The 17,962-nt window shown below is 57.1% G+C and carries 21 protein-coding genes; 19 read left to right on the forward strand and 2 right to left on the reverse strand.

What is annotated here, in order from left to right:
- Positions 1-3: 3 nt before the first annotated feature.
- The gene (locus tag Q5Z11_RS19365) at positions 4-570 is read right to left on the reverse strand and encodes a DUF1190 domain-containing protein (protein ID WP_303747896.1); all 567 of its coding nucleotides are present in this window, start codon (positions 568-570) and stop codon (positions 4-6) included.
- A gap of 531 nt (positions 571-1,101) precedes the next feature.
- Between Q5Z11_RS19365 and ilvD the strand changes: the two genes are divergently transcribed.
- A complete protein-coding gene (gene ilvD, locus Q5Z11_RS19370) occupies positions 1,102-2,940 on the forward strand; it encodes a dihydroxy-acid dehydratase (RefSeq protein WP_303750091.1) in 1,839 nt (612 codons plus the stop codon).
- 9 nt (positions 2,941-2,949) lie between these two features.
- Here the strand turns inward: ilvD and Q5Z11_RS19375 are convergent, their stop codons facing one another.
- Positions 2,950-3,975, reverse strand: coding sequence for an integron integrase (locus Q5Z11_RS19375; RefSeq protein WP_303747897.1), 1,026 nt, complete (start codon positions 3,973-3,975; stop codon positions 2,950-2,952).
- Positions 3,976-4,143: 168 nt separating this feature from the next.
- On the opposite strand from Q5Z11_RS19375, the gene Q5Z11_RS19380 reads away from it, so the two are divergent.
- The 18 genes from Q5Z11_RS19380 (at position 4,144) to Q5Z11_RS19450 (ending at position 17,957) form a co-directional block, all read left to right on the forward strand.
- On the forward strand, positions 4,144-4,614 hold the full coding sequence (locus Q5Z11_RS19380) for a hypothetical protein (protein WP_303747898.1): 471 nt from the start codon (positions 4,144-4,146) through the stop codon (positions 4,612-4,614).
- Between the two features lie 1,138 nt (positions 4,615-5,752).
- Positions 5,753-6,256, forward strand: coding sequence for a hypothetical protein (locus Q5Z11_RS19385; RefSeq protein WP_303747899.1), 504 nt, complete (start codon positions 5,753-5,755; stop codon positions 6,254-6,256).
- Between the two features lie 66 nt (positions 6,257-6,322).
- The gene (locus Q5Z11_RS19390; RefSeq protein ID WP_303747900.1) at positions 6,323-6,634 is read left to right on the forward strand and encodes a DUF5076 domain-containing protein; all 312 of its coding nucleotides are present in this window, start codon (positions 6,323-6,325) and stop codon (positions 6,632-6,634) included.
- 66 nt (positions 6,635-6,700) lie between these two features.
- Complete coding sequence (locus Q5Z11_RS19395) at positions 6,701-7,120, forward strand: hypothetical protein (RefSeq protein ID WP_303747901.1); 420 nt, start codon at positions 6,701-6,703, stop codon at positions 7,118-7,120.
- 368 nt (positions 7,121-7,488) lie between these two features.
- Positions 7,489-7,836, forward strand: coding sequence for a hypothetical protein (locus Q5Z11_RS19400; RefSeq protein WP_303747902.1), 348 nt, complete (start codon positions 7,489-7,491; stop codon positions 7,834-7,836).
- Between the two features lie 57 nt (positions 7,837-7,893).
- Entirely contained in the window at positions 7,894-8,172 is a 279-nt protein-coding gene (locus Q5Z11_RS19405; protein ID WP_303747903.1) for a hypothetical protein, read from the forward strand.
- 242 nt (positions 8,173-8,414) lie between these two features.
- Entirely contained in the window at positions 8,415-9,554 is a 1,140-nt protein-coding gene (locus tag Q5Z11_RS19410) for an IS30 family transposase (RefSeq protein ID WP_164170565.1), read from the forward strand.
- 598 nt (positions 9,555-10,152) lie between these two features.
- On the forward strand, positions 10,153-10,452 hold the full coding sequence (locus tag Q5Z11_RS20775) for a DUF705 domain-containing protein (RefSeq protein ID WP_405051624.1): 300 nt from the start codon (positions 10,153-10,155) through the stop codon (positions 10,450-10,452).
- Between the two features lie 58 nt (positions 10,453-10,510).
- Positions 10,511-10,831 (forward strand): TonB family protein, encoded by a 321-nt coding sequence (locus Q5Z11_RS20780; RefSeq protein WP_405051625.1) that lies wholly within the window; start codon positions 10,511-10,513, stop codon positions 10,829-10,831.
- A 459-nt stretch (positions 10,832-11,290) separates the two neighbouring features.
- Positions 11,291-11,602: a hypothetical protein gene (locus Q5Z11_RS19415; protein ID WP_303747904.1), complete on the forward strand. Its 312-nt coding sequence runs from the start codon at positions 11,291-11,293 to the stop codon at positions 11,600-11,602.
- A gap of 80 nt (positions 11,603-11,682) precedes the next feature.
- Positions 11,683-12,030: a hypothetical protein gene (locus tag Q5Z11_RS19420; RefSeq protein ID WP_303747905.1), complete on the forward strand. Its 348-nt coding sequence runs from the start codon at positions 11,683-11,685 to the stop codon at positions 12,028-12,030.
- Between the two features lie 63 nt (positions 12,031-12,093).
- The gene (locus Q5Z11_RS19425) at positions 12,094-12,510 is read left to right on the forward strand and encodes a hypothetical protein (protein ID WP_303747906.1); all 417 of its coding nucleotides are present in this window, start codon (positions 12,094-12,096) and stop codon (positions 12,508-12,510) included.
- 563 nt (positions 12,511-13,073) lie between these two features.
- Positions 13,074-13,358, forward strand: coding sequence for a hypothetical protein (locus Q5Z11_RS19430; RefSeq protein WP_303747907.1), 285 nt, complete (start codon positions 13,074-13,076; stop codon positions 13,356-13,358).
- A gap of 876 nt (positions 13,359-14,234) precedes the next feature.
- Positions 14,235-14,534: a DUF705 domain-containing protein gene (locus Q5Z11_RS20785; protein WP_405051626.1), complete on the forward strand. Its 300-nt coding sequence runs from the start codon at positions 14,235-14,237 to the stop codon at positions 14,532-14,534.
- Between the two features lie 1,017 nt (positions 14,535-15,551).
- The gene (locus Q5Z11_RS19435; protein ID WP_303747908.1) at positions 15,552-15,938 is read left to right on the forward strand and encodes a hypothetical protein; all 387 of its coding nucleotides are present in this window, start codon (positions 15,552-15,554) and stop codon (positions 15,936-15,938) included.
- A 409-nt stretch (positions 15,939-16,347) separates the two neighbouring features.
- Positions 16,348-16,707, forward strand: coding sequence for a hypothetical protein (locus Q5Z11_RS19440; RefSeq protein ID WP_303747909.1), 360 nt, complete (start codon positions 16,348-16,350; stop codon positions 16,705-16,707).
- Positions 16,708-16,828: 121 nt separating this feature from the next.
- Complete coding sequence (locus Q5Z11_RS19445) at positions 16,829-17,095, forward strand: hypothetical protein (protein ID WP_303747910.1); 267 nt, start codon at positions 16,829-16,831, stop codon at positions 17,093-17,095.
- A gap of 379 nt (positions 17,096-17,474) precedes the next feature.
- Entirely contained in the window at positions 17,475-17,957 is a 483-nt protein-coding gene (locus Q5Z11_RS19450) for a DUF695 domain-containing protein (protein ID WP_303747911.1), read from the forward strand.
- The last annotated feature ends 5 nt before the right edge of the window (positions 17,958-17,962 follow it).

The following is a 17,962-nucleotide window of genomic DNA, read 5'->3' on the forward strand; positions in this document are numbered from 1 at the left end:
GCATCAACCGCCGACGCTGCTGCGGCCGCCGCTACGCGCGCCAAAACCACCACGGCTGGCGGTTACGGCGCGGTTCGGGGTGGCGGTGACCGGAGCCAGGCCGGCCTTGCCAGCGCCGATGCCGCTACCGGTGTTCAAACCACCGGTGCCGCCCGGTGCGGCCGGCTTGGCCCAACCATTGGCGTTGTCCTTGAAGGCAGGCTGCGATGCCGGCGGCGCGGCCACAGCGCCACGGCTGCCGTTGAGCATCTGCGACATGAAGAAGCCCATCATCATCGGACCGATGAACGAGGTGCCGGCGCTGGTGTGCTGCTGCACGCACTGCTCGGCCGGGTATTCCTTGGCGCACTCTTCCTTGCTGGCGTACTTGGGCGCGGCATCGGCCGACTGCTTCTGCGCAGTGGCAAACGCCTCGCGGCAGCTGGACGGATTGCCAGTGGCTTCGCTGCAGGCTTCCACCGAGGTGTACAGCCCTTCCTGCACCTGCACCGTTTCTTCCTTCTGGCAGGCGGTCAGCAGCAGCGGCACGGCGCTCATCAGCACCAGTGCGGTGGCCTTGGATCGCTTCATGGTCGGTTCCCCGTCAATTTGATTCCCAATAATGCCCGATGAAGGCGGCAAGGCGGAAACCGGAAAACTCCTGAAACTGAATCGGATTTCAGCTGATGCTTGGAAAGGCTTGGGCTGGCTGGGGTTTGGGCTTTTTTCTGTTTGCTTCGCTATTCAGCGCGTGGGCGATGGTGGTGGTGTGTTGGAAGAGCCAAAGCCAAAGGCACCCCTCCCCAACCCTCCCCTGCGCTACGCGCAAGGGAGGGGGCAAAGGCGGCGCGCTCGCGGCCTGAACGAGCGCAGCAAACAGCCCCCTCCCTTGCGCGTAGCGCAGGGGAGGGTTGGGGAGGGGTGCTTTTTAGCTTTGGCTTTGCCTTTGGCTTCGCCTGACCCCGCCCTTCCCACCAGCCCCACCAGCGGCCAATCAACCTGCCACCCAACCGCCCCACTCCACCCCACAACCACCGCAATCCGATGGTTGCAGCTGCAACCTGGAACTTGATGCAGAATCAATCGCACTGCACTTCTGCCAGCCCGTTCCAGCTCGCCCCCATGCCCGAATACCGCTCTAAAACTTCTACCGCTGGCCGCAACATGGCCGGCGCCCGCGCCCTGTGGCGTGCCACCGGTATGACCGATGGCGACTTCCACAAGCCCATCGTCGCGGTGGTCAATTCCTTCACCCAGTTCGTGCCCGGACACGTGCACCTGAAGGACCTTGGCCAGCTCGTGGCGCGCGAGATCGAAGCAGCCGGCGGCGTGGCCAAGGAATTCAATACCATCGCCGTGGATGACGGCATCGCAATGGGCCACGACGGCATGCTGTACTCGCTGCCCAGCCGCGAGATCATCGCCGACTCGGTCGAGTACATGGCCAATGCCCACTGCGCCGATGCGCTGGTGTGCATTTCCAACTGCGACAAGATCACCCCGGGCATGCTGATGGCCGCATTGCGCCTGAACATCCCTGCGGTATTCGTTTCCGGCGGCCCGATGGAAGCCGGCAAGACCAAGCTGGCCGACCATAAGCTCGACCTGATCGATGCGATGGTTGCCGCAGGCGATGACAAGGTCAGCGATGAGCAGGTGGCCGCGATCGAACGCAGTGCCTGCCCAACCTGTGGTTCGTGCTCGGGCATGTTCACCGCCAACTCGATGAACTGCCTGACCGAAGCACTGGGCCTGTCGTTGCCGGGCAACGGCACCGTAGTGGCCACGCACAGTGATCGCGAAGCCCTGTTCAAACGCGCTGGCCGCCTGATCGTCGAGCTGTGCCATCGCTGGTACGGCGGCGAGGAAGCCAACGTGCTGCCACGCGGTATCGCGACATTCGAAGCGTTCGAAAATGCGATGACGCTGGACATCGCCATGGGCGGCTCGACCAACACCATCCTGCACCTGCTGGCCGCCGCCCAGGAAGCCGAAGTCGCGTTCGACCAGCGCGATATCGACCGTCTCTCGCGACGCGTACCGCAGCTGTGCAAAGTCGCTCCGAACACGCAGAAGTACCACATCGAAGACGTGCACCGTGCCGGCGGCATCATGGCCATTCTCGGCGAGCTGGCACGCGGTGGCCTGCTGCATACCGATGCCTCCACCGTGCATAGCCGCACGCTTGGCGATGCGATCACGCAATGGGATGTCACCCAGACCCAGGACCAGGCCGTCCATCAGTTCTACAAGGCTGGCCCTGCGGGCATCCCGACGCAGGTGGCTTTCAGCCAGTCCACGCGTTGGCCGTCGCTGGATGTGGACCGCGCCGAAGGCTGCATTCGTGACGTTGCCCATGCGTTCTCCAGCGAAGGCGGCCTGGCTGTGCTGTACGGCAACCTCGCCGCCGATGGCTGCGTGGTGAAAACTGCGGGCGTGGACGAATCCATCCATGTCTTCGAGGGCAATGCCCGTGTCTACGAGAGCCAGGACGCCGCAGTGAAGGGCATCCTCGGCAATGAGGTGCAGGCCGGCGACGTGGTGGTGATCCGCTACGAGGGACCGAAGGGTGGCCCGGGCATGCAGGAAATGCTCTATCCCACCAGCTACCTCAAGTCCAAGGGCATGGGCAAAGCCTGCGCCCTGCTCACCGATGGGCGCTTCTCCGGTGGCACCTCCGGTCTCAGCATAGGCCATTGCTCACCAGAAGCTGCCGCAGGCGGTGCCATCGGCCTGGTACGCGACGGTGACCGCATCCTGATCGACATCCCACAGCGTGGCATCAACCTGCTGGTGGACGATGCCGAACTGGCACGTCGACGCCGCGAGCAGGACGCCAAGGGCTGGAAGCCAGCCGAAGCACGCCCTCGCAAGGTCACCACCGCACTGAAGGCTTACGCCCTGCTCGCCACCAGCGCCGACAAGGGCGCCGTGCGCGACAAGGCACTGCTGGACGGTTGACTGCCGCCATCACACCGGGAGTGGAGACACTCCCGGTAGCCGGTCCAAGGGACTGAGCAGGCCGCCTGCGCCCCGCGCCAGCACATGCGTGTAGATCTGCGTGGTAGCAACATCCTTGTGCCCAAGCAGCTCCTGCACAGTGCGGATGTCATGGCCGGCTTCCAGCAGATGCGTCGCAAACGAGTGACGCAAGGAATGGCAGGTTGCAGGCTTTGCGATGCCGGCAACGACCCGTGCCGATCTAACCGCACGCTGCAATAGTTCTTCGCTGACGTGATGCCGACCGATTGCACTGGTTCGCGGATCTGCAGATAGACGCATGGATGGAAACAGGTATTGCCAGCCAGGCTCGGTATTCGCATTCGGGTACTTGCGTGCCAGCGCATCCGGCAGCTGTACTCGCCCCATTCCTTCGTCGATATCCGCGCGGTGTATCAGCAACGCCCGTTCGCGTTGCCCCAGCAAGCGCTCATAAAGTGATTTCGGCAGCGGCACGCGACGATCCTTGTTTCCTTTTCCGCTTCGCACACAGATTTCATTTCGCCCAAAGTCCACATCCTTGATGCGAAGCCGAACGCACTCCATCAACCGCATACCGGTGCCATATAGCAACTGCGCCATCATTGCTGTTTGTCCCTCGGGAATGGCTCGGAGCAGCCGCGCAACTTCCTCCTGCGACAAAACAACCGGAAGACGACGTGGCAGTTTGGCGCGCACCACCTGGTCCAGGCGCGGCAGCTCAATGTCCAGCACGACGCGATAGAGAAAAAGCAATGCTGACAACGCCTGGTTCTGTGTAGAAGCCGACACGTGTTCCACTGTCGCCAACCGGGTCAAGAAAGCCCCCACCTCAGCAGCGCCAAGCTCCCTTGGATGGCGCTTGCCATTGGCGAGAACAAACCGGCGTATCCAACCCACATACGCTTGCTCGGTGCGCAAGCTGTAGTGCCGCACTCGAATATGCTGCCGAACCTGATCCAGCAGCCGCGGGGGTTTGGCTGCTGTTACACCTTCGGAGACGGGGGTGTATTCCATATTGCGGCTTCCAAGTGGTGATCCGCCTGGATACTGGGTTGGCTTCGCGAGGTCAGAAATCGCGTAAACGATTGTTTCTTTGTGAGAATTTTCGGGTTTAAAAGTGAGTTTGAAGTGGGCATACTCGGAGTTATGCCGCTTTTAGGCGGTCTACTAAGAGTTAGCCCTGTGCCGATCATAGAAGCCACCTACATAGAGCTCGCCATATCCATGTCGGACTTGGTTGTTTACCCCGACGACGACGGTCCGCCGCATCCGCATCCCTCGCTTGGGGCGGCGATAGATGCTCTCGGGATATCACTGGATGTAGTTGCCACTTACTTGCGGTACTTCGATGAAACGACTGTCGGCGAGGGAGATGTATTTGCTTATCGCTCGCAAGAAAATCCAAGCAATATTCTTGCATTGAACACCTTCCGTGACCTCACTGACCAGCTAGACATTGTTCAAATTTTCGTCTCTTGCAACCAGAGTTGCTTGCATTCGGTTCGGCAGCATTTTCGTTCAATTTTTGACACAGCCAACTGTAAAGTACGCTATGAAGAAAGTAGCTACTCTCATTTCGGCACCCGGCTTTTGGACAGAGCTTCGTATCCAAAGATGATCGATGGGTACTCTCAGCATCTGCATTGGGGCTAACAATTCATTCAAGCCGACACCGCTTCGCGGCGCGGCTTAATTCAGGCGTTAGGCGGCAGTGGATTGGGTTGGCTGGCCCCTCTTCTTTCGGCCGCAACATCGGCAAGTCACCGGTCGGCCTCGGGTAGCAGCACCAACTGTTCTTGGCATCGGCAAGCTCGTCATTTCGCCTTACGCTTCACTGCCCCACCGCAATCATTTCATCGCACCTCGGCGACTAAGCGCGGCAAGGTTTCCCAGGCAAGCTCCACCCCGCAAGCTGTGGCATGATCGGTTCGCGTTGGGTGGCACAAGCAAGGCAGCATTGGCCCGGGGAGCGGTAAGAGCCACAGCCGCCTAACAGTTCATTCAAGCCGACGCCGCTGCGCGGCGCGGCTTAATTCCAGAGTTAGGCCGCAAATGACGTCCATCGAGCTCCTGACAATCAGTGACTACTTCCAGCTTCCAAAGATTGGACTGGTGCTAGCCCCGGACTTTTCCCTCCCTAGGGCCGGTTGGACTAACTTCGCTTCCGAGGTTGTTGTTGAGCGTCCTGACGGGTCTCAACTCCCCACAACTGCCAAGTTCTCCCAGACACATTTCCTCATAAAGGACACTAGTGTCCCTATCGACAAGCGCTGGCGCATTACGGTCTCATTGCCTGGTCTTACAAAGCTAGACATACCCATTGGTAGCAAGGTGCTGGTTGCCCCGGAAGCGGCGGCCCGGATCCTTCCCGGTGCGGCCTAACAATTCATTCAAGCCGATGCCGCTTCGCGGCCCGGCTTAATTCCGGAGTTAGGCCGCTATGAAAGCTCTCGCGAGAGATGGTGACGGAGCACTAATTGCAATTGGCATGACAGTCTGCGTCTTGGGGCTATGGCTTTGGTGGTTCGCCAGCCCTTCGCCTCATCGTTACATAGAGCTTGTCTTTGCTCTACCAACGGTGCGCATCGGTCTTATGATTATTGGCGCCACTATCGCCAGCAGTCATCGTCCAACTAGAGGCTTCTGGTTCTGGCTTGGACTCTGTACGTCAGTTCTTGCCGCACTTCCGTTTCTTGGGCTTATCGCTCTCCTTGTACTCGGGGCCGTGGCCTAAAAGTTCATTCAAGCCGACGCCGTTTCGCGGCGCGGCTTAACTCTAGAGTTAGGCGTCATGGACACATTCCGGCGGTTGTTCGAAAAGCCAGCTTCAGCCTCTCTGCACTCTGCACTACAAGAATGCGGCGACGTGATTTCCGTGTTAATGAAGGGCACCGCCTCGACTAAGCCCTACTTTGAAGGAGCCGACTTTCCGCTAGACGAACTGTCTCAAACAAGTGAGTTTGAGGTCGCACTTTCCAAGCTCGGCCAGGTCTGTGCCTCACGGCGCGCCGCATCAGCACTGGATCGCTTGGAGTTCGAGGGGTCACTTACATCTTTGCTTGTTCAGGGCGGGTGCCATGGCCAGGGGAGCCTGCCAAAGCAAGAAGGCAGGCATCTCGTTGAAAATGGAGTGGCCGCGCTCTTCCCGGAGCCATTTGATGAACTTCTGGTCCTCCGCATGGATGATCCAGAATGGTCAGTACTTACCAGCCAAGCTACGATTTCCAAGTCGTACTTTTGTTGGCAGGGCGCCAGAGGTTTATGGTGGTTTCTTTGCGTCACCGACTTCGATTGACGCCTAACAGTTCATTCAAGCCGACGCCGCTTCGCGGCGCGGCTTAATTCAAGAGTTAGGTCTGCTATGAAGCCACTAGTAATCCCACCTGCAGCGCAACGTGATGACAGAGCGATCCAGATGCTCAGTGCTTGGATTGCTGAGCAAGGCCAGCATTGCACGATCAAGGTGGGGCTCTGGCAGGAAAACGGTCGCGATGAAGCCCCTGCTTGGGGTGTTTTCCTCGCAGACACCGTTCGACACATAGCCGATGCGCTTCAAGAGCAATATGGGCTGCCTGCATCTGACACCATTGCCGCAATCATGGAATCGCTCCATGATGAGCTGAGCGATCCAACTTCTGATACCAAAGGCGCCTTTAGTCATGGCCATGGGTAACCGGCCTAACAGTTCATTCAAGCCGACGCCGCTACGCGGCGCGGCTTAATTCCGGAGTTAGATGCCATGCCAAACATCCTGAAGTCCAAAGAAGAGGCCGCGGTGGCTCTATGCGCCGCTACCATTCCTCGCCTCGCGTCATCTGGGTGCATGGACGTCGCGGATAAGCTCACCACCATTCAGGACCTTATCCAAAGTGGTGCAATTACGCAGGCGTTTGAGGCATACCGCAACCTTCCTCGACACGACATTGTCTTCTTGTGGGATGACATGGACTGGATGTTCAGCGAGGACGAGAGAGTTCCTGTAGCCGAAAAAGCGCTGACTACTGCCTACTACAACCAAACATTGCGTGCATTGGGAGATCTGCGAGTCTCTGTTCTGTACGGATTTGAGAGGCCTCTGATTGACTCATCTCCTGCCACAGTGCAGCAGCTCGCTACGGAGCTGGTATCCACACTTCGCCCTCGCGCAGATGGCATCTAACAGTTCATTCAAGCCGAACTCGCTTCGCGATTCGGCTTAATTCCAGAGTTAGGCCCCTTGAGAAGAACCACCGGCACTTCAACAAACCGCAGACGGCTTCTCGCCAGCGAAGCCGCAGTCTGTGTCTACTGCTTCAAAGAGTTCGCACCAAGCTCCATTGTTGAGTGGTGCGATGAGGAAGATAAGACCGCAGTCTGTCCACACTGCGGAGTGGATGCGGTTGTTGGTTTCGATGGGCCAGTTGACCGCATCTGGCTAGAGGCTGCTCATCGCCGAGCTTTTGGCTAGCATGGGCCCTAACAGTTCATTCAAGCCGAGCTCGCTTCGCGAGTCGGCTTAATTCCAGAGTTAGGCACCAAGGAGTGGCCATGGGAGTCGAGCTATACATCACCCGCGCTGAGTTTTTGGCGGACAATAAGGCTTCACCCATCACTGAGAATGAGTGGTTGTCATACATCGAGTCTGATCCGGAACTTTCACTCGACACCTCGCAAGGCGACTACTTCGCACGCTGGCACGGAAAGTCGGCCTATGAGGAGCCGTGGCTGGATTGGTTCCAAGGCAACATCAGCACAAAGTGGCCTGATACCGCGCTGTACCAAAAGATGCTCCAAATTGCTCATGCTCTAGGCGGCAACGTGCAAGACGATGACGGCACCGTGTACCAATCTTCGACCGACTGGCAGTTTGATCCTCACTCTGCGGGTGGTGCCTAACAATTCATTCAAGCCGACCCTGCTTCGCGGGTCGGCTTAATTCCGGAGTTAGGCCTCATGTCAGATGACCAGCAAATCGATCTAGAGAAGCGCCTTCTAGCTGTTGCCTTGTTCAACCTGCGGGTTCTTCTTGCAAGTCACATCGACCCCGAGGAGCAAAGCCCAGCGAGTGATGCCGCATGGCTTGCTTACTCTCTTCACAATCAAGCGCTCTCGGTGCTTGATGGGCAAGCATTCGATGTAACGCAGGCACTACAAGCAGTAGAGCGACTCGAACCAAGGCTTGGGACCGCCTATGTGCAGCAATTTCGGCAAGCCGTTCTCAATGAGGCCTAACAGTTCATTCAAGCCGAACTCGCTTCGCGAGTCGGCTTAATTCCAGAGTTAGGCCGCGCATGAAAAGCTCTGTAATCGAGATGTTCGATCCTTCAGTACATCGAAACCACATGCCTGACGTCCCAGCGCCGGAGCCTGCTCGAGAGGTACTTGTTATTGCAATCGCCAAATTCAGGCTAGGGCGCTCTCAACCGGTCGATGCAACATCATAGGTGTTGCTGCTGACCGGGAGGGCAAGTGCGATGATGGGTCGACCTGGATTGTCATTGGCGCAGAAGCAGGCACTGTGGATGCGCTGGCGAGAAGGTGCTTCGTGCAGCGAGATTGCCCGTGATCTGGGCAAACATCCGGCTTCGGTATGGGGTGTGCTCGCCTCGCGAGGCGGTATCGCTCCAGCGCCTCGCACGCGCTCGCCTCGTACGCTGACGCTACATGAGCGTGAAGAGATCTCGCGCGGCCTGGCAGGCAGCCTTTCCCTGAGCGAGATTGCCAGGCGCTTGGGGCGACCAACGTCTACCGTCAGTCGCGAGGTGAGGCGCCACGGCGGCATCAAGGGGTATCGCGCGACGTGGGCCGATGAGCGCGCCTGGGATAACGCCCGTCGCCCGAAGCCTTGCCGTCTGGCCCGATATGGCACACTGCGGCGGCGGGTAGCAGGCAAGCTTTCGCTGCAATGGTCGCCCCAGCAGATAGCCCGCTGGCTGAAGCGGCATTTTCCTCATGACGAGACACATCAGGTGTCGCACGAGACCATTTACCGGAGCCTGTTCATCCAGGCGCGTGGCGTGCTGAAGAAGGAGCTGGTGGCTCATCTGCGCACCCATCGCCTGATGCGCCGCTCGCAGAAGGCCACACGCCAGCCACGAGGCGGTATCAGGGACGCCGTTTCCATCCGCGACAGACCTGCCGACGTATCGGATCGGGCCGTGCCCGGCCACTGGGAGGGCGACCTGCTCAGTGGTGCCAGGAACAGCCACATTGCCACGCTGGTGGAGCGACACTCGCGCTTCACGATGCTTGTCAAAGTCGATGGGAAGGACACGCAAAGCGTGGTCAGTGCGCTGAGTCGTCAGGTGCGTCGTCTGCCAGCGCGCCTGCGAAAATCACTGACATGGGATCGCGGCATGGAAATGGCCAGCCACCGCGACTTCACGATCGCCACGCAGGTGGCCGTGTACTTCTGTGATCCACAGAGCCCCTGGCAGCGCGGCAGCAACGAGAACACCAACGGGTTGCTACGCCAGTACTTCCCCAATGGAACGGATCTGTCGGTCTACTCGCAGGCGGAACTGAACAAAGTTGCGTTACGATTGAATCAACGTCCGCGACAGACATTGGACTTCATGACGCCGGCTGAGAAGCTCAGCCAGGCGTTGCAATGACCGGTTGAGAGCGCCAGAGTTTTTATCAAATGCTCAGCTTGAGGCTGCGATCGCGTACTTCCAGAAGCCCTCTAACTCTACGCGCCAGTGTTCTGCTGGCGGTGACCACTGGGAATTTCAGCCTTGGCAGAGCCGGCTACCCGCCGGTATCAACAATGCACACAACCGGCCAAAGGTGCTCGCAGCTTTGGTCGCAGCCAGACGCTTAGCCAATGCCAGCTTGCCGTAAGCACGCGCCGCGGCCTAACAGTTCATTCAAGCCGAACCCGCTTCGCGGGTCGGCTTAATTCCGGAGTTAGGCACCACAACAAACATGACGACCAGTCCAGAACAGTCGTACCAAGAGACAGTGGCCTGCGAGGCTCGCCAGGACGAGGGAGTCATTTTCATCAAAGTGGTGGCAATGTCTTACGAGGCTGCGGTGGAGTTTGACGTTGCACAGGCACGCGCCTTTGCGCAACAGATCTTGTCCGCTGTGGAGACTGTTGAGGCGGGCTGGGTGGGCAAGTCCAGTGGCTAGACAGCCGCTGGTGGTGCCTAACAATTCATTCAAGCCGACGCCGCTTCGCGGCGCGGCTTAATTCCGGAGTTAGGCCTCATGAGACAGCGCATAGTGTTCGTAGATGTTGATGACACGTTGGTCCGCTCTTTTGGCACCAAGCGCATTCCTATGCCGTCTGCTATAGCTCATGTTCGCGAGTTGCACCAACAGGGATTTGCGCTATACCTGTGGAGCTCTGGCGGCGCGGACTATGCTCGTTCCTCTGCAGCAGAGCTAGGCATTGAGCATTGCTTCGTAGCCTTCTTGCCTAAGCCTGATGCATACATAGATGATCAGCCGGTACACGAGTGGCGCTACTGTCAGCATGTGCTTCCAGGCAATTCGATTGAGGCCTAACAGCTCATTCAAGCCGAACCCGCTACGCGGGTCGGCTTACTTCCGGAGTTAGGCGGCTATGAACTTCCACTGGTTGTTCTTTTCACTAGCGGTGGGTGCTACCACACCCCACAACTCGTGCGTGTCGTCAGACCCAGAGCTCATTTATTGCCCGGCGCCAGAAGCACCTCGTATTACAGAGCTGCGTGGTGGCGCAGTTACGCTGGAGCTGCAGATCGATCCGGACGGTTCAGTTCGATCCTCCACGGTACTTTCATCATCTGGCCACTCAGCCTGGCCTAGCGCCGCGCAATCCGCGGTGGCAAAGTGGCGTTACTCGGCGGATTCGGCTTCCCGTACACGAAAGGTTCCATTCGACTTCCAGTTTGGCAGTCCGTAGCCGCCCAACAGTTCATTCAAGCCGAACTCGCTTCGCGAGTCGGCTTAATTCCAGAGTTAGGCTGCTAGAGGAGCAACATCGTGAGTGACCCAAACAGCCTTCTCGCCATGTCAGGGCTTATCGCACTCTTAGTGCTTGTGGTCGCTGCTTGGATGCTGCGTCGCCGGCTACGTAGTCGCAGCAGTTCTGTCCTTGCCTGGTCGCTTACGCTGCTCGCGCTCTGGCCTTTTCTATCGACACTCAGCACTTTCCTTGTACTCAACTACGGCAACTCCTCGCAACCTCATCCTGTCGTTAATTGGTTCGTTCTCAGCGTTGAGGTGATTCTGCCGTCCTTGCTGTTACTGGTTGTAGCCGGGAGCTTCCTATTGTCAGTCAGGTGCGTCGCTGCGCAGCCTAACAATTCATTCAAGCCGAACCCGCTTCGCGGGTCGGCTTAATTCCGGAGTTAGGGCTCACATGCGAAGACTCTGGCTCACCCTTCTCAAGGGTACTCTTACCGCCGGGCTAACTACCACCATTGCTGCTTGTGGCGATGACGGTCATCTGCGCGGGCACGTGACAAATAGCCCTGACGGAAAGACTTATCTGTCCATCGCGGATGATCACAATGGCTGCCCGATCAAAGTTGACGGACAAGCCTGGACAGTTCCGGTTGGCACTCCCAAACCAATCGAGCCTGGCGAGCACAAGATAGAGTGCTACGGTGGCGAGATTCGCTTTGTGATTCCGGAAGGCGTGGTGTTCAATTTTGACTATTGGGGTCCGTGAGTGAGCCCTAACAGTTCATTCAAGCCGAACCCGCTTCGCGGGTCGGCTTAATTCCAGAGTTAGGCACCACAGGAGTCGCCATGGGAGTCGAGCTATACATCACCCGCGCTGAGTTTTGGGCGGACAATGAGGCTTCACCCATCACTGAGAATGAGTGGTTGTCATACATCGAGTCTGATCCGGAACTTTCACTCGACACCTCGCAAGGCGACTACTTCGCACGCTGGCACGGAAAGTCGGCCTATGAGGAGCCGTGGCTGGATTGGTTCCAAGGCAACATCAGCACAAAGTGGCCTGATACCGCGCTGTACCAAAAGATGCTCCAAATTGCTCATGCTCTAGGCGGCAACGTGCAAGACGATGACGGCACCGTGTACCAATCTTCGACCGACTGGCAGTTTGATCCTCACTCTGCGGGTGGTGCCTAACAATTCATTCAAGCCGACCCTGCTTCGCGGGTCGGCTTAATTCCGGAGTTAGGCGCTACAGACATGTCCCAGTTCTTGTTGGTACAAAGCGCGGAGCCGTCCACCGACCTTGCCGGCATCAGCTTCCATGCGCTATCAAACGAGCTACTAGTGCTGGCAGCCTCCTACAATTTCGGAACGCCTTTCGTTTGGAGCCTGACCGACGAATCAGACGGCATCGATTCAATGTCAGATGCGGCAAAGGACGCAATAGCTGCTGGTGCGGATCTTCGGGACACTCTCCTAGGCCAACTTCTACTGGAGCAGATTGCGCTCGGAAGCGATCTCTGCCTGTTCTGGGGCGACGATTTTCAGAACTTGCCAATCTTGCGGAATAGCGACGAACTTATGGCTATCATCAGCGAACAGCTCCACTCGAATAGCGCATGGAACTGGGAGATATATGCTCTTTGGAAAGGCACCAAGGCCAGTAGCGCCTAACAGTTCATTCAAGCCAAACCCGCTTCGCGGGTCGGCTTAATTCCAGAGTTAGGTGGCAATGGAAAGTTCTACGCGACTACGGATCTACGCGGACTTCAACGGCCTGGTTGCCGGTGTTGTTGACCCCATGCGTGCTGCTGTCGTCTTGGACACTTTCGGTAGCATCCGAGACCTGTCAAACGCAGGGACTGTCCTTTCGGTTGGCTTGCCACTCGTGGCCTACGATGAGTCCGATGATACTGAGGACCTGGAGGGACATGGCACTGCGCAGTACGACCACAAGCGCCAGTGGTGGGTCGTTGAGTTTGACGGGCAAGGAGTTAGATATGTTCCCGGAGCAGGCCAAAAGTCTGGCGGGGCGTTTCATTGCGTCCGCTGTCATCTGGTCATAGACGGGGTCGCTTACGACAACATTGGCAAACCCGGGTTCCGTTGCACAAGTTGTGGCACGAGTGTTCTGGCGGCAATTGCACCACCAAATGTCGCCACCTAACAATTCATTCAAGCCGATGCCGCTTCGCGGCGCGGCTTAATTCCAGAGTTAGACGCCATACCATACGTCCATGAAAACACCAGACGCTTATGCCGCATTGGTCAGGGAACTGGAGGCAATGGGGAAGCTTCCCGCTCCCGATTTGCTCGCGCTAGTAGGTGCACCTGCCAAGGTGCGCACCTTGGATGTCTCTGGAGAGATGATTGAGTTAGAGCTTTCCGTCTCTTGGCTCAAGGACACTCATAATGCAGTCTGTATCATCGGCAATGCACGCGGCCCAAGTACCTGGCACACGGAACATTTGCAAGAGAGCATCACGGTTTCAACTCCTTCTGGCGTAGCCGATGACGCCTAACAGTTCATTCAAGCCGAACCCGCTTCGCGGGTAGGCTTAGTTCCGGAGTTAGGCGGCGGTGTGTTGGTTGACTGGCCCTTCTTGTTCCGGCAGCAACATCGGCAAGTCACCGGTCGGCTCCGAGCAGCAGCGCCTACAGCTCCTGGCATCGGCAAGCTCGCCACTTCGCCTTACGCTTTACCGCCCTGCCGCAATCATTTCCTCACACTTCAGCGGCAACGCTTGGCAAGGTTTCCCGGGCAAGCTCCATCCCGCAAGCTGTGGCATCATCGGCTCGTATTGGGTTGTGCAAGCAAGGCAGCATTGGTCCTAGGCTCAGTTAATGGCCACAACCGCCTAGCAGTTCATTCAAGCCGACGCCGGTCCGCGGCGCAGCGCGGCTTGATTCCAGACTTAGGCGGCATGATCATGTATCTAGGCAGCTTCGCTGATCTTCGAAATTTTCATGCAGGACTTCTGCTATCTGTCGCTGCGCTTGCCGGGTGCGCGCACAATTCCCTCGGGCTGGAGATAGAGTCAAAAGATCTCGCCGCGCGGCTTGGATATCCTCTTTGTGACGTATATGCCCCTCTCAGCAAGCAGGAAATTTTCGCTAGCGCTAGATGCATGGGAATCGAGAACATGGAGCACACCACAGAGTGGGCCAATGTTGCAGCGGTGATCACGCCAGGTGACCAGTTCCGCTTGGTCAATTGCCAAAATGGCCGCCGTGTTCACGGCGCACGAGGCGGATACTCCTTCTACGGCCTGTTTCGAGGCGACAAGCTTGCGTTAGAGTTCGGACAGATGATAAATGACTAGCGGGCGCATGCCGCCTAACAATTCATTCAAGCCAAACCGGATTCGCGGGTCGGCTTAATTCCAGGGTTAGGCCTCATGAGACAGCGCATAGTGTTCGTAGATGTTGATGACACGTTGGTCCGCTCTTTTGGCACCAAGCGCATTCCTATGCCGTCTGCTATAGCTCATGTTCGCGAGTTGCACCAACAGGGATTTGCGCTATACCTGTGGAGCTCTGGCGGCGCGGACTATGCTCGTTCCTCTGCAGCAGAGCTAGGCATTGAGCATTGCTTCGTAGCCTTCTTGCCTAAGCCGGATGCATACATAGATGATCAGCCGGTACACGAGCGGCGTTACTGTCAGCATGTGCTTCCAGGCAATTCGATTGAGGCCTAATAGTTCATTCAAGCCGAACCCACTCCGCGGGTCGGCTTAGTTCAGGAGTTAGGCGACAATGGTAACTCTCAAGTTTGCGATGGTCTTTCTTCTAAGCAGCTTGTCTAGCGCTAGCTTCGCCGACTCCCAATCTGTTGCGTCTAGGCAGCCATGGTCCCCGCACTGTTCGGCCACTGGCATTCCTACCCGCAACGCGGACGAGGCTGCCCATCTAGAAGCTGCTGCAGCTCGCTGCGAGGCAAAAGACGCGTGTGTTCTCGCTTGTAGTCGCTCTGGCTGCGCTGATGGTATTGCCGGTGGCTGCGCCCACGTATGCTTTCGTGGCCTTCCCGAAGACCTTGTCAAGCGAGCAGACTCTTGGGCGCAGCGTTCGTCGTGTCGATTACCGCCTAACAATTCACTCAAGCCGAACCCGCTTCGCGGGTCGGCTTAATTTCGGAGTTAGCTTGCACAGCATGTTCTTCGGCAAACCCCACTAGAGCAAAGAACGCGGCTTTCGCTGTAGTTAGCTTCTTCATAAGCGGAGCCACGCTCTACTCGTGGGCAACGTTCAAAGGCATCCCGCAACGCTCAGAGTTGCATGCGGTGTCTGGCCCGGTCTCCTGGGTCCGAGATGGCAAGTACGGCATAAAGTTCGGGCTTAATGGTGTTCCCCAATCCTTTGATTACGCGTCAAAGGGCAACGCGATGGGTCTCGTGCATGACACTCTGTCGCGTCCAGATCGTCCCGTTGTAACTGTCCTTTACGACCCAAAAAGCCGGGGCGGCCCAATCTACTCAGGTGACACGTACTATTGTGTCTTTGAGCTATCAATCGCAGGCAAGCCGTTTCGGAGCCACCATCAGATTGCCGCAGCTTGGCAGTCGGACGAGAATGTGGGCATATGGCTCGCCGGCTTCTTTGCTTTAAGCGGGGCCTATCTGTCATGGGCGGCTCTCCGTAACCGGGGTACAACCTAACAATTCATTCAGGCCGAACCGGCTACGTGGGTCGGCTTAATTCCAGATTTAGCTGCCATGACCAACATCTCCGAAATCCAAGGCCGAGAGTTCGATTGGTTTGCCCGGGACTCGACCGGGGCGATAGCACTGTTTGCTACAGCGGGTAGCGGAGCTGTTCCGGATTGTGTCTTGGAGGCGTATGAGTTCCACGACAGTGCCAATGATCTTATTCCCGTCTTCGGGTCGGGGTCACCGCAAGTCTGGGACAGCTATGCAGCTGTCGGGCTTTTCGCATACGACTGGCATGATTCAACCGGTCAGTACCGTCGCGTGGCAAATCCTGCTGGGCCAACGTTCTTGTCTCTCAATGCCGCGCTTGGCGCAATCAAACTTCCCGCATTATGTGGACAGTTCGTTCACGCCCTTGAGTTGGGTCTTGAAGATCTGCAAGATGGCGCCTAACAGTTCATTCAAGCCGAACCCGCTTCGCGGATCGGCTTAATTCCAGAGTTAGGCCGCTATGAAAGCTCTCGCGAGAGATGGTGACGGAGCACTGATTGCAATTGGCATGACAGTCTGCGTCTTGGGGCTATGGCTTTGGTGGTTCGCCAGCCCTTCGCCTCATCGTTACATAGAGCTTGTCTTTGCTCTACCAACGGTGTGCATCGGTCTTATGATTATTGGCGCCACTATCGCCAGCAGTCATCGTCCAACTAGAGGCTTCTGGTTCTGGCTTGGACTCTGTACGTCAGTTCTTGCCGCACTTCCGTTTCTTGGGCTTATCGCTCTCCTTGTACTCGGGGCCGTGGCCTAACAGTTCATTCAAGCCGACGCCGTTTCGCGGCGCGGCTTAACTCTAGAGTTAGGGCGCATGGTCACTATCCGGCAACACGGGAGCAACGGCGAGCTGTTCGACATCTCCTCGTTTCTCACCGACATAGATCGATTTGTTCGTCCGGACACCTGGACGATCGTCATTGATGAGTGCATAGGAGATCGCGCTGTGGAGATCGAGCAGCTCTCTTCATCGGGCCATACATTGTCCGACAGTGCCTTCCGCTCGCTATACCACGACATCTTTCAAACAATCGATGGACACTTTGTTGTCCTCTCAGGAGGAGAGCCGGTACTTGAGCTCTTGGCCGTCGATTCGTTCTTTTGGGAAATATCTGGCACGCCAGCATTTGAGTCGCATATGCTTGCCAACTACGGTGCGTGGCAGCGCGCCTAACAGTTCACTCAAGCCGAAGCCGCTTCGCGGCTCGGCTTAATTTAGGAGTTAAGCCTTGATAGAAGCTTTACTGCCAGCTGTCTTTCTCCTATCAGGCTTGGCCGCACTCCCGGCCTTCGCCATGTCCGCCTACTACTCGCGCACCTTCAACCGCTATTTGCGAATCGCTCATCCAGATATCTGGACCAAGATTGCTCCTGATCCAGCGACAGAGCCATCGGCTTCTGCTCCAGACGTTTTGTTCATAACACAACGCAAGTACAGAGCCATTGGCGATCCAAAACTCAACACTCTGGGTGATCTGTGCTTCCGCTCCGGCTACTGGGCTGCCTCTGCATTTTTCGTGTTTATTCTTTCTGGCGTCGCCTGTGCCACACTCAAGGCCTAACAGTTCATTCAAGCCGAACTCGCTTCGCGAGTCGGCTTAATTCCAGAGTTAGGCTGCATGATGAAAATTTGGTGGGTGTAAGATGGGAAAAATTTCGATTCTCGCAGGGATACTTTCAATCCTTGGGGTTGTTGCATTCTTCTTATTGGGCTGGGGTTCTTCTGCAATCTACTGGCTCAGCCTCGCTCTCGGACTATGTGCGTTAGGCTTCGGATTTATGACTAGGAATAGCATGCCGGGAAAAACAGGAATAGCACTTGGGCTCCTTGGAGTTATTCCTACCTTGCTGCTCATTGGTTGGCTGCACTTCATGGTTGGAGCTTAACAATTCATTCAAGCCGACGCCGCTTCGCGGCGCGGCTTAATTCAGGCGTTAGCCATGTCAAAGCTCCTGCTCGCGATCATCGGCCTTTTCATGACCACGTCAGCATCCACCCAAGAGTGGGCAACGGCCGTCTCTAGGCACCAGGCGGAGGACCGCTCCATCGTCTTTCGGTACGTCAAATCCTTTTCGGTAGACTTCCGCCGCTCCAAGCAACCAGATCGTGTGATCTTGGTCTGGGACTATCAGTCGGAGAGCGGCATGCCATCCGCTGATGAGCGCAAGAGTATGGACGAGCTGGAGGACGCTATTTCACCAACCATCGAGAGCAATGGTTTTGCAACGCTAGCTCTGGTGTCAACTGGCGAAAATTCCCGCGAATGGATCTATTACACCAAGTCTCAGGATGAGTTCATGACCAAGCTCAACTCGGCTCTGAAGGACAGTCCAGCCTTTCCCATCAAGATACATGCGGCGCCTGACCCCGCGTGGAGCACCTACGAGGAGTTCATCTCCGGTGTGGTTCCTGGCAATGGCTAACAATT

Source organism: Stenotrophomonas sp. 610A2 (assembly GCF_030549615.1).
Taxonomy (GTDB): domain Bacteria; phylum Pseudomonadota; class Gammaproteobacteria; order Xanthomonadales; family Xanthomonadaceae; genus Stenotrophomonas; species Stenotrophomonas pigmentata.

Excerpts from the sequence above, each read along its gene's own strand:
- Q5Z11_RS19395 (WP_303747901.1), top strand. The coding sequence starts at position 6,701 with ATGCCAAACATCCTGAAGTCCAAAGAAGAGGCCGCGGTGGCTCTATGC.
- Q5Z11_RS19415 (WP_303747904.1), top strand. The coding sequence starts at position 11,291 with ATGCGAAGACTCTGGCTCACCCTTCTCAAGGGTACTCTTACCGCCGGG.
- ilvD (WP_303750091.1), top strand. The coding sequence starts at position 1,102 with ATGCCCGAATACCGCTCTAAAACTTCTACCGCTGGCCGCAACATGGCC.
- Q5Z11_RS19405 (WP_303747903.1), top strand. The coding sequence starts at position 7,894 with ATGTCAGATGACCAGCAAATCGATCTAGAGAAGCGCCTTCTAGCTGTT.
- Q5Z11_RS19430 (WP_303747907.1), top strand. The coding sequence starts at position 13,074 with ATGAAAACACCAGACGCTTATGCCGCATTGGTCAGGGAACTGGAGGCA.
- Q5Z11_RS19390 (WP_303747900.1), top strand. The coding sequence starts at position 6,323 with ATGAAGCCACTAGTAATCCCACCTGCAGCGCAACGTGATGACAGAGCG.
- Q5Z11_RS20785 (WP_405051626.1), top strand. The coding sequence starts at position 14,235 with ATGAGACAGCGCATAGTGTTCGTAGATGTTGATGACACGTTGGTCCGC.
- Q5Z11_RS19375 (WP_303747897.1), bottom strand. The coding sequence starts at position 3,975 with ATGGAATACACCCCCGTCTCCGAAGGTGTAACAGCAGCCAAACCCCCG.
- Q5Z11_RS19385 (WP_303747899.1), top strand. The coding sequence starts at position 5,753 with ATGGACACATTCCGGCGGTTGTTCGAAAAGCCAGCTTCAGCCTCTCTG.
- Q5Z11_RS19420 (WP_303747905.1), top strand. The coding sequence starts at position 11,683 with ATGGGAGTCGAGCTATACATCACCCGCGCTGAGTTTTGGGCGGACAAT.
- Q5Z11_RS19400 (WP_303747902.1), top strand. The coding sequence starts at position 7,489 with ATGGGAGTCGAGCTATACATCACCCGCGCTGAGTTTTTGGCGGACAAT.
- Q5Z11_RS19440 (WP_303747909.1), top strand. The coding sequence starts at position 16,348 with ATGGTCACTATCCGGCAACACGGGAGCAACGGCGAGCTGTTCGACATC.
- Q5Z11_RS19450 (WP_303747911.1), top strand. The coding sequence starts at position 17,475 with ATGTCAAAGCTCCTGCTCGCGATCATCGGCCTTTTCATGACCACGTCA.
- Q5Z11_RS19410 (WP_164170565.1), top strand. The coding sequence starts at position 8,415 with ATGATGGGTCGACCTGGATTGTCATTGGCGCAGAAGCAGGCACTGTGG.
- Q5Z11_RS20780 (WP_405051625.1), top strand. The coding sequence starts at position 10,511 with ATGAACTTCCACTGGTTGTTCTTTTCACTAGCGGTGGGTGCTACCACA.
- Q5Z11_RS19445 (WP_303747910.1), top strand. The coding sequence starts at position 16,829 with ATGTCCGCCTACTACTCGCGCACCTTCAACCGCTATTTGCGAATCGCT.
- Q5Z11_RS19365 (WP_303747896.1), bottom strand. The coding sequence starts at position 570 with ATGAAGCGATCCAAGGCCACCGCACTGGTGCTGATGAGCGCCGTGCCG.
- Q5Z11_RS19435 (WP_303747908.1), top strand. The coding sequence starts at position 15,552 with ATGACCAACATCTCCGAAATCCAAGGCCGAGAGTTCGATTGGTTTGCC.
- Q5Z11_RS19425 (WP_303747906.1), top strand. The coding sequence starts at position 12,094 with ATGTCCCAGTTCTTGTTGGTACAAAGCGCGGAGCCGTCCACCGACCTT.
- Q5Z11_RS20775 (WP_405051624.1), top strand. The coding sequence starts at position 10,153 with ATGAGACAGCGCATAGTGTTCGTAGATGTTGATGACACGTTGGTCCGC.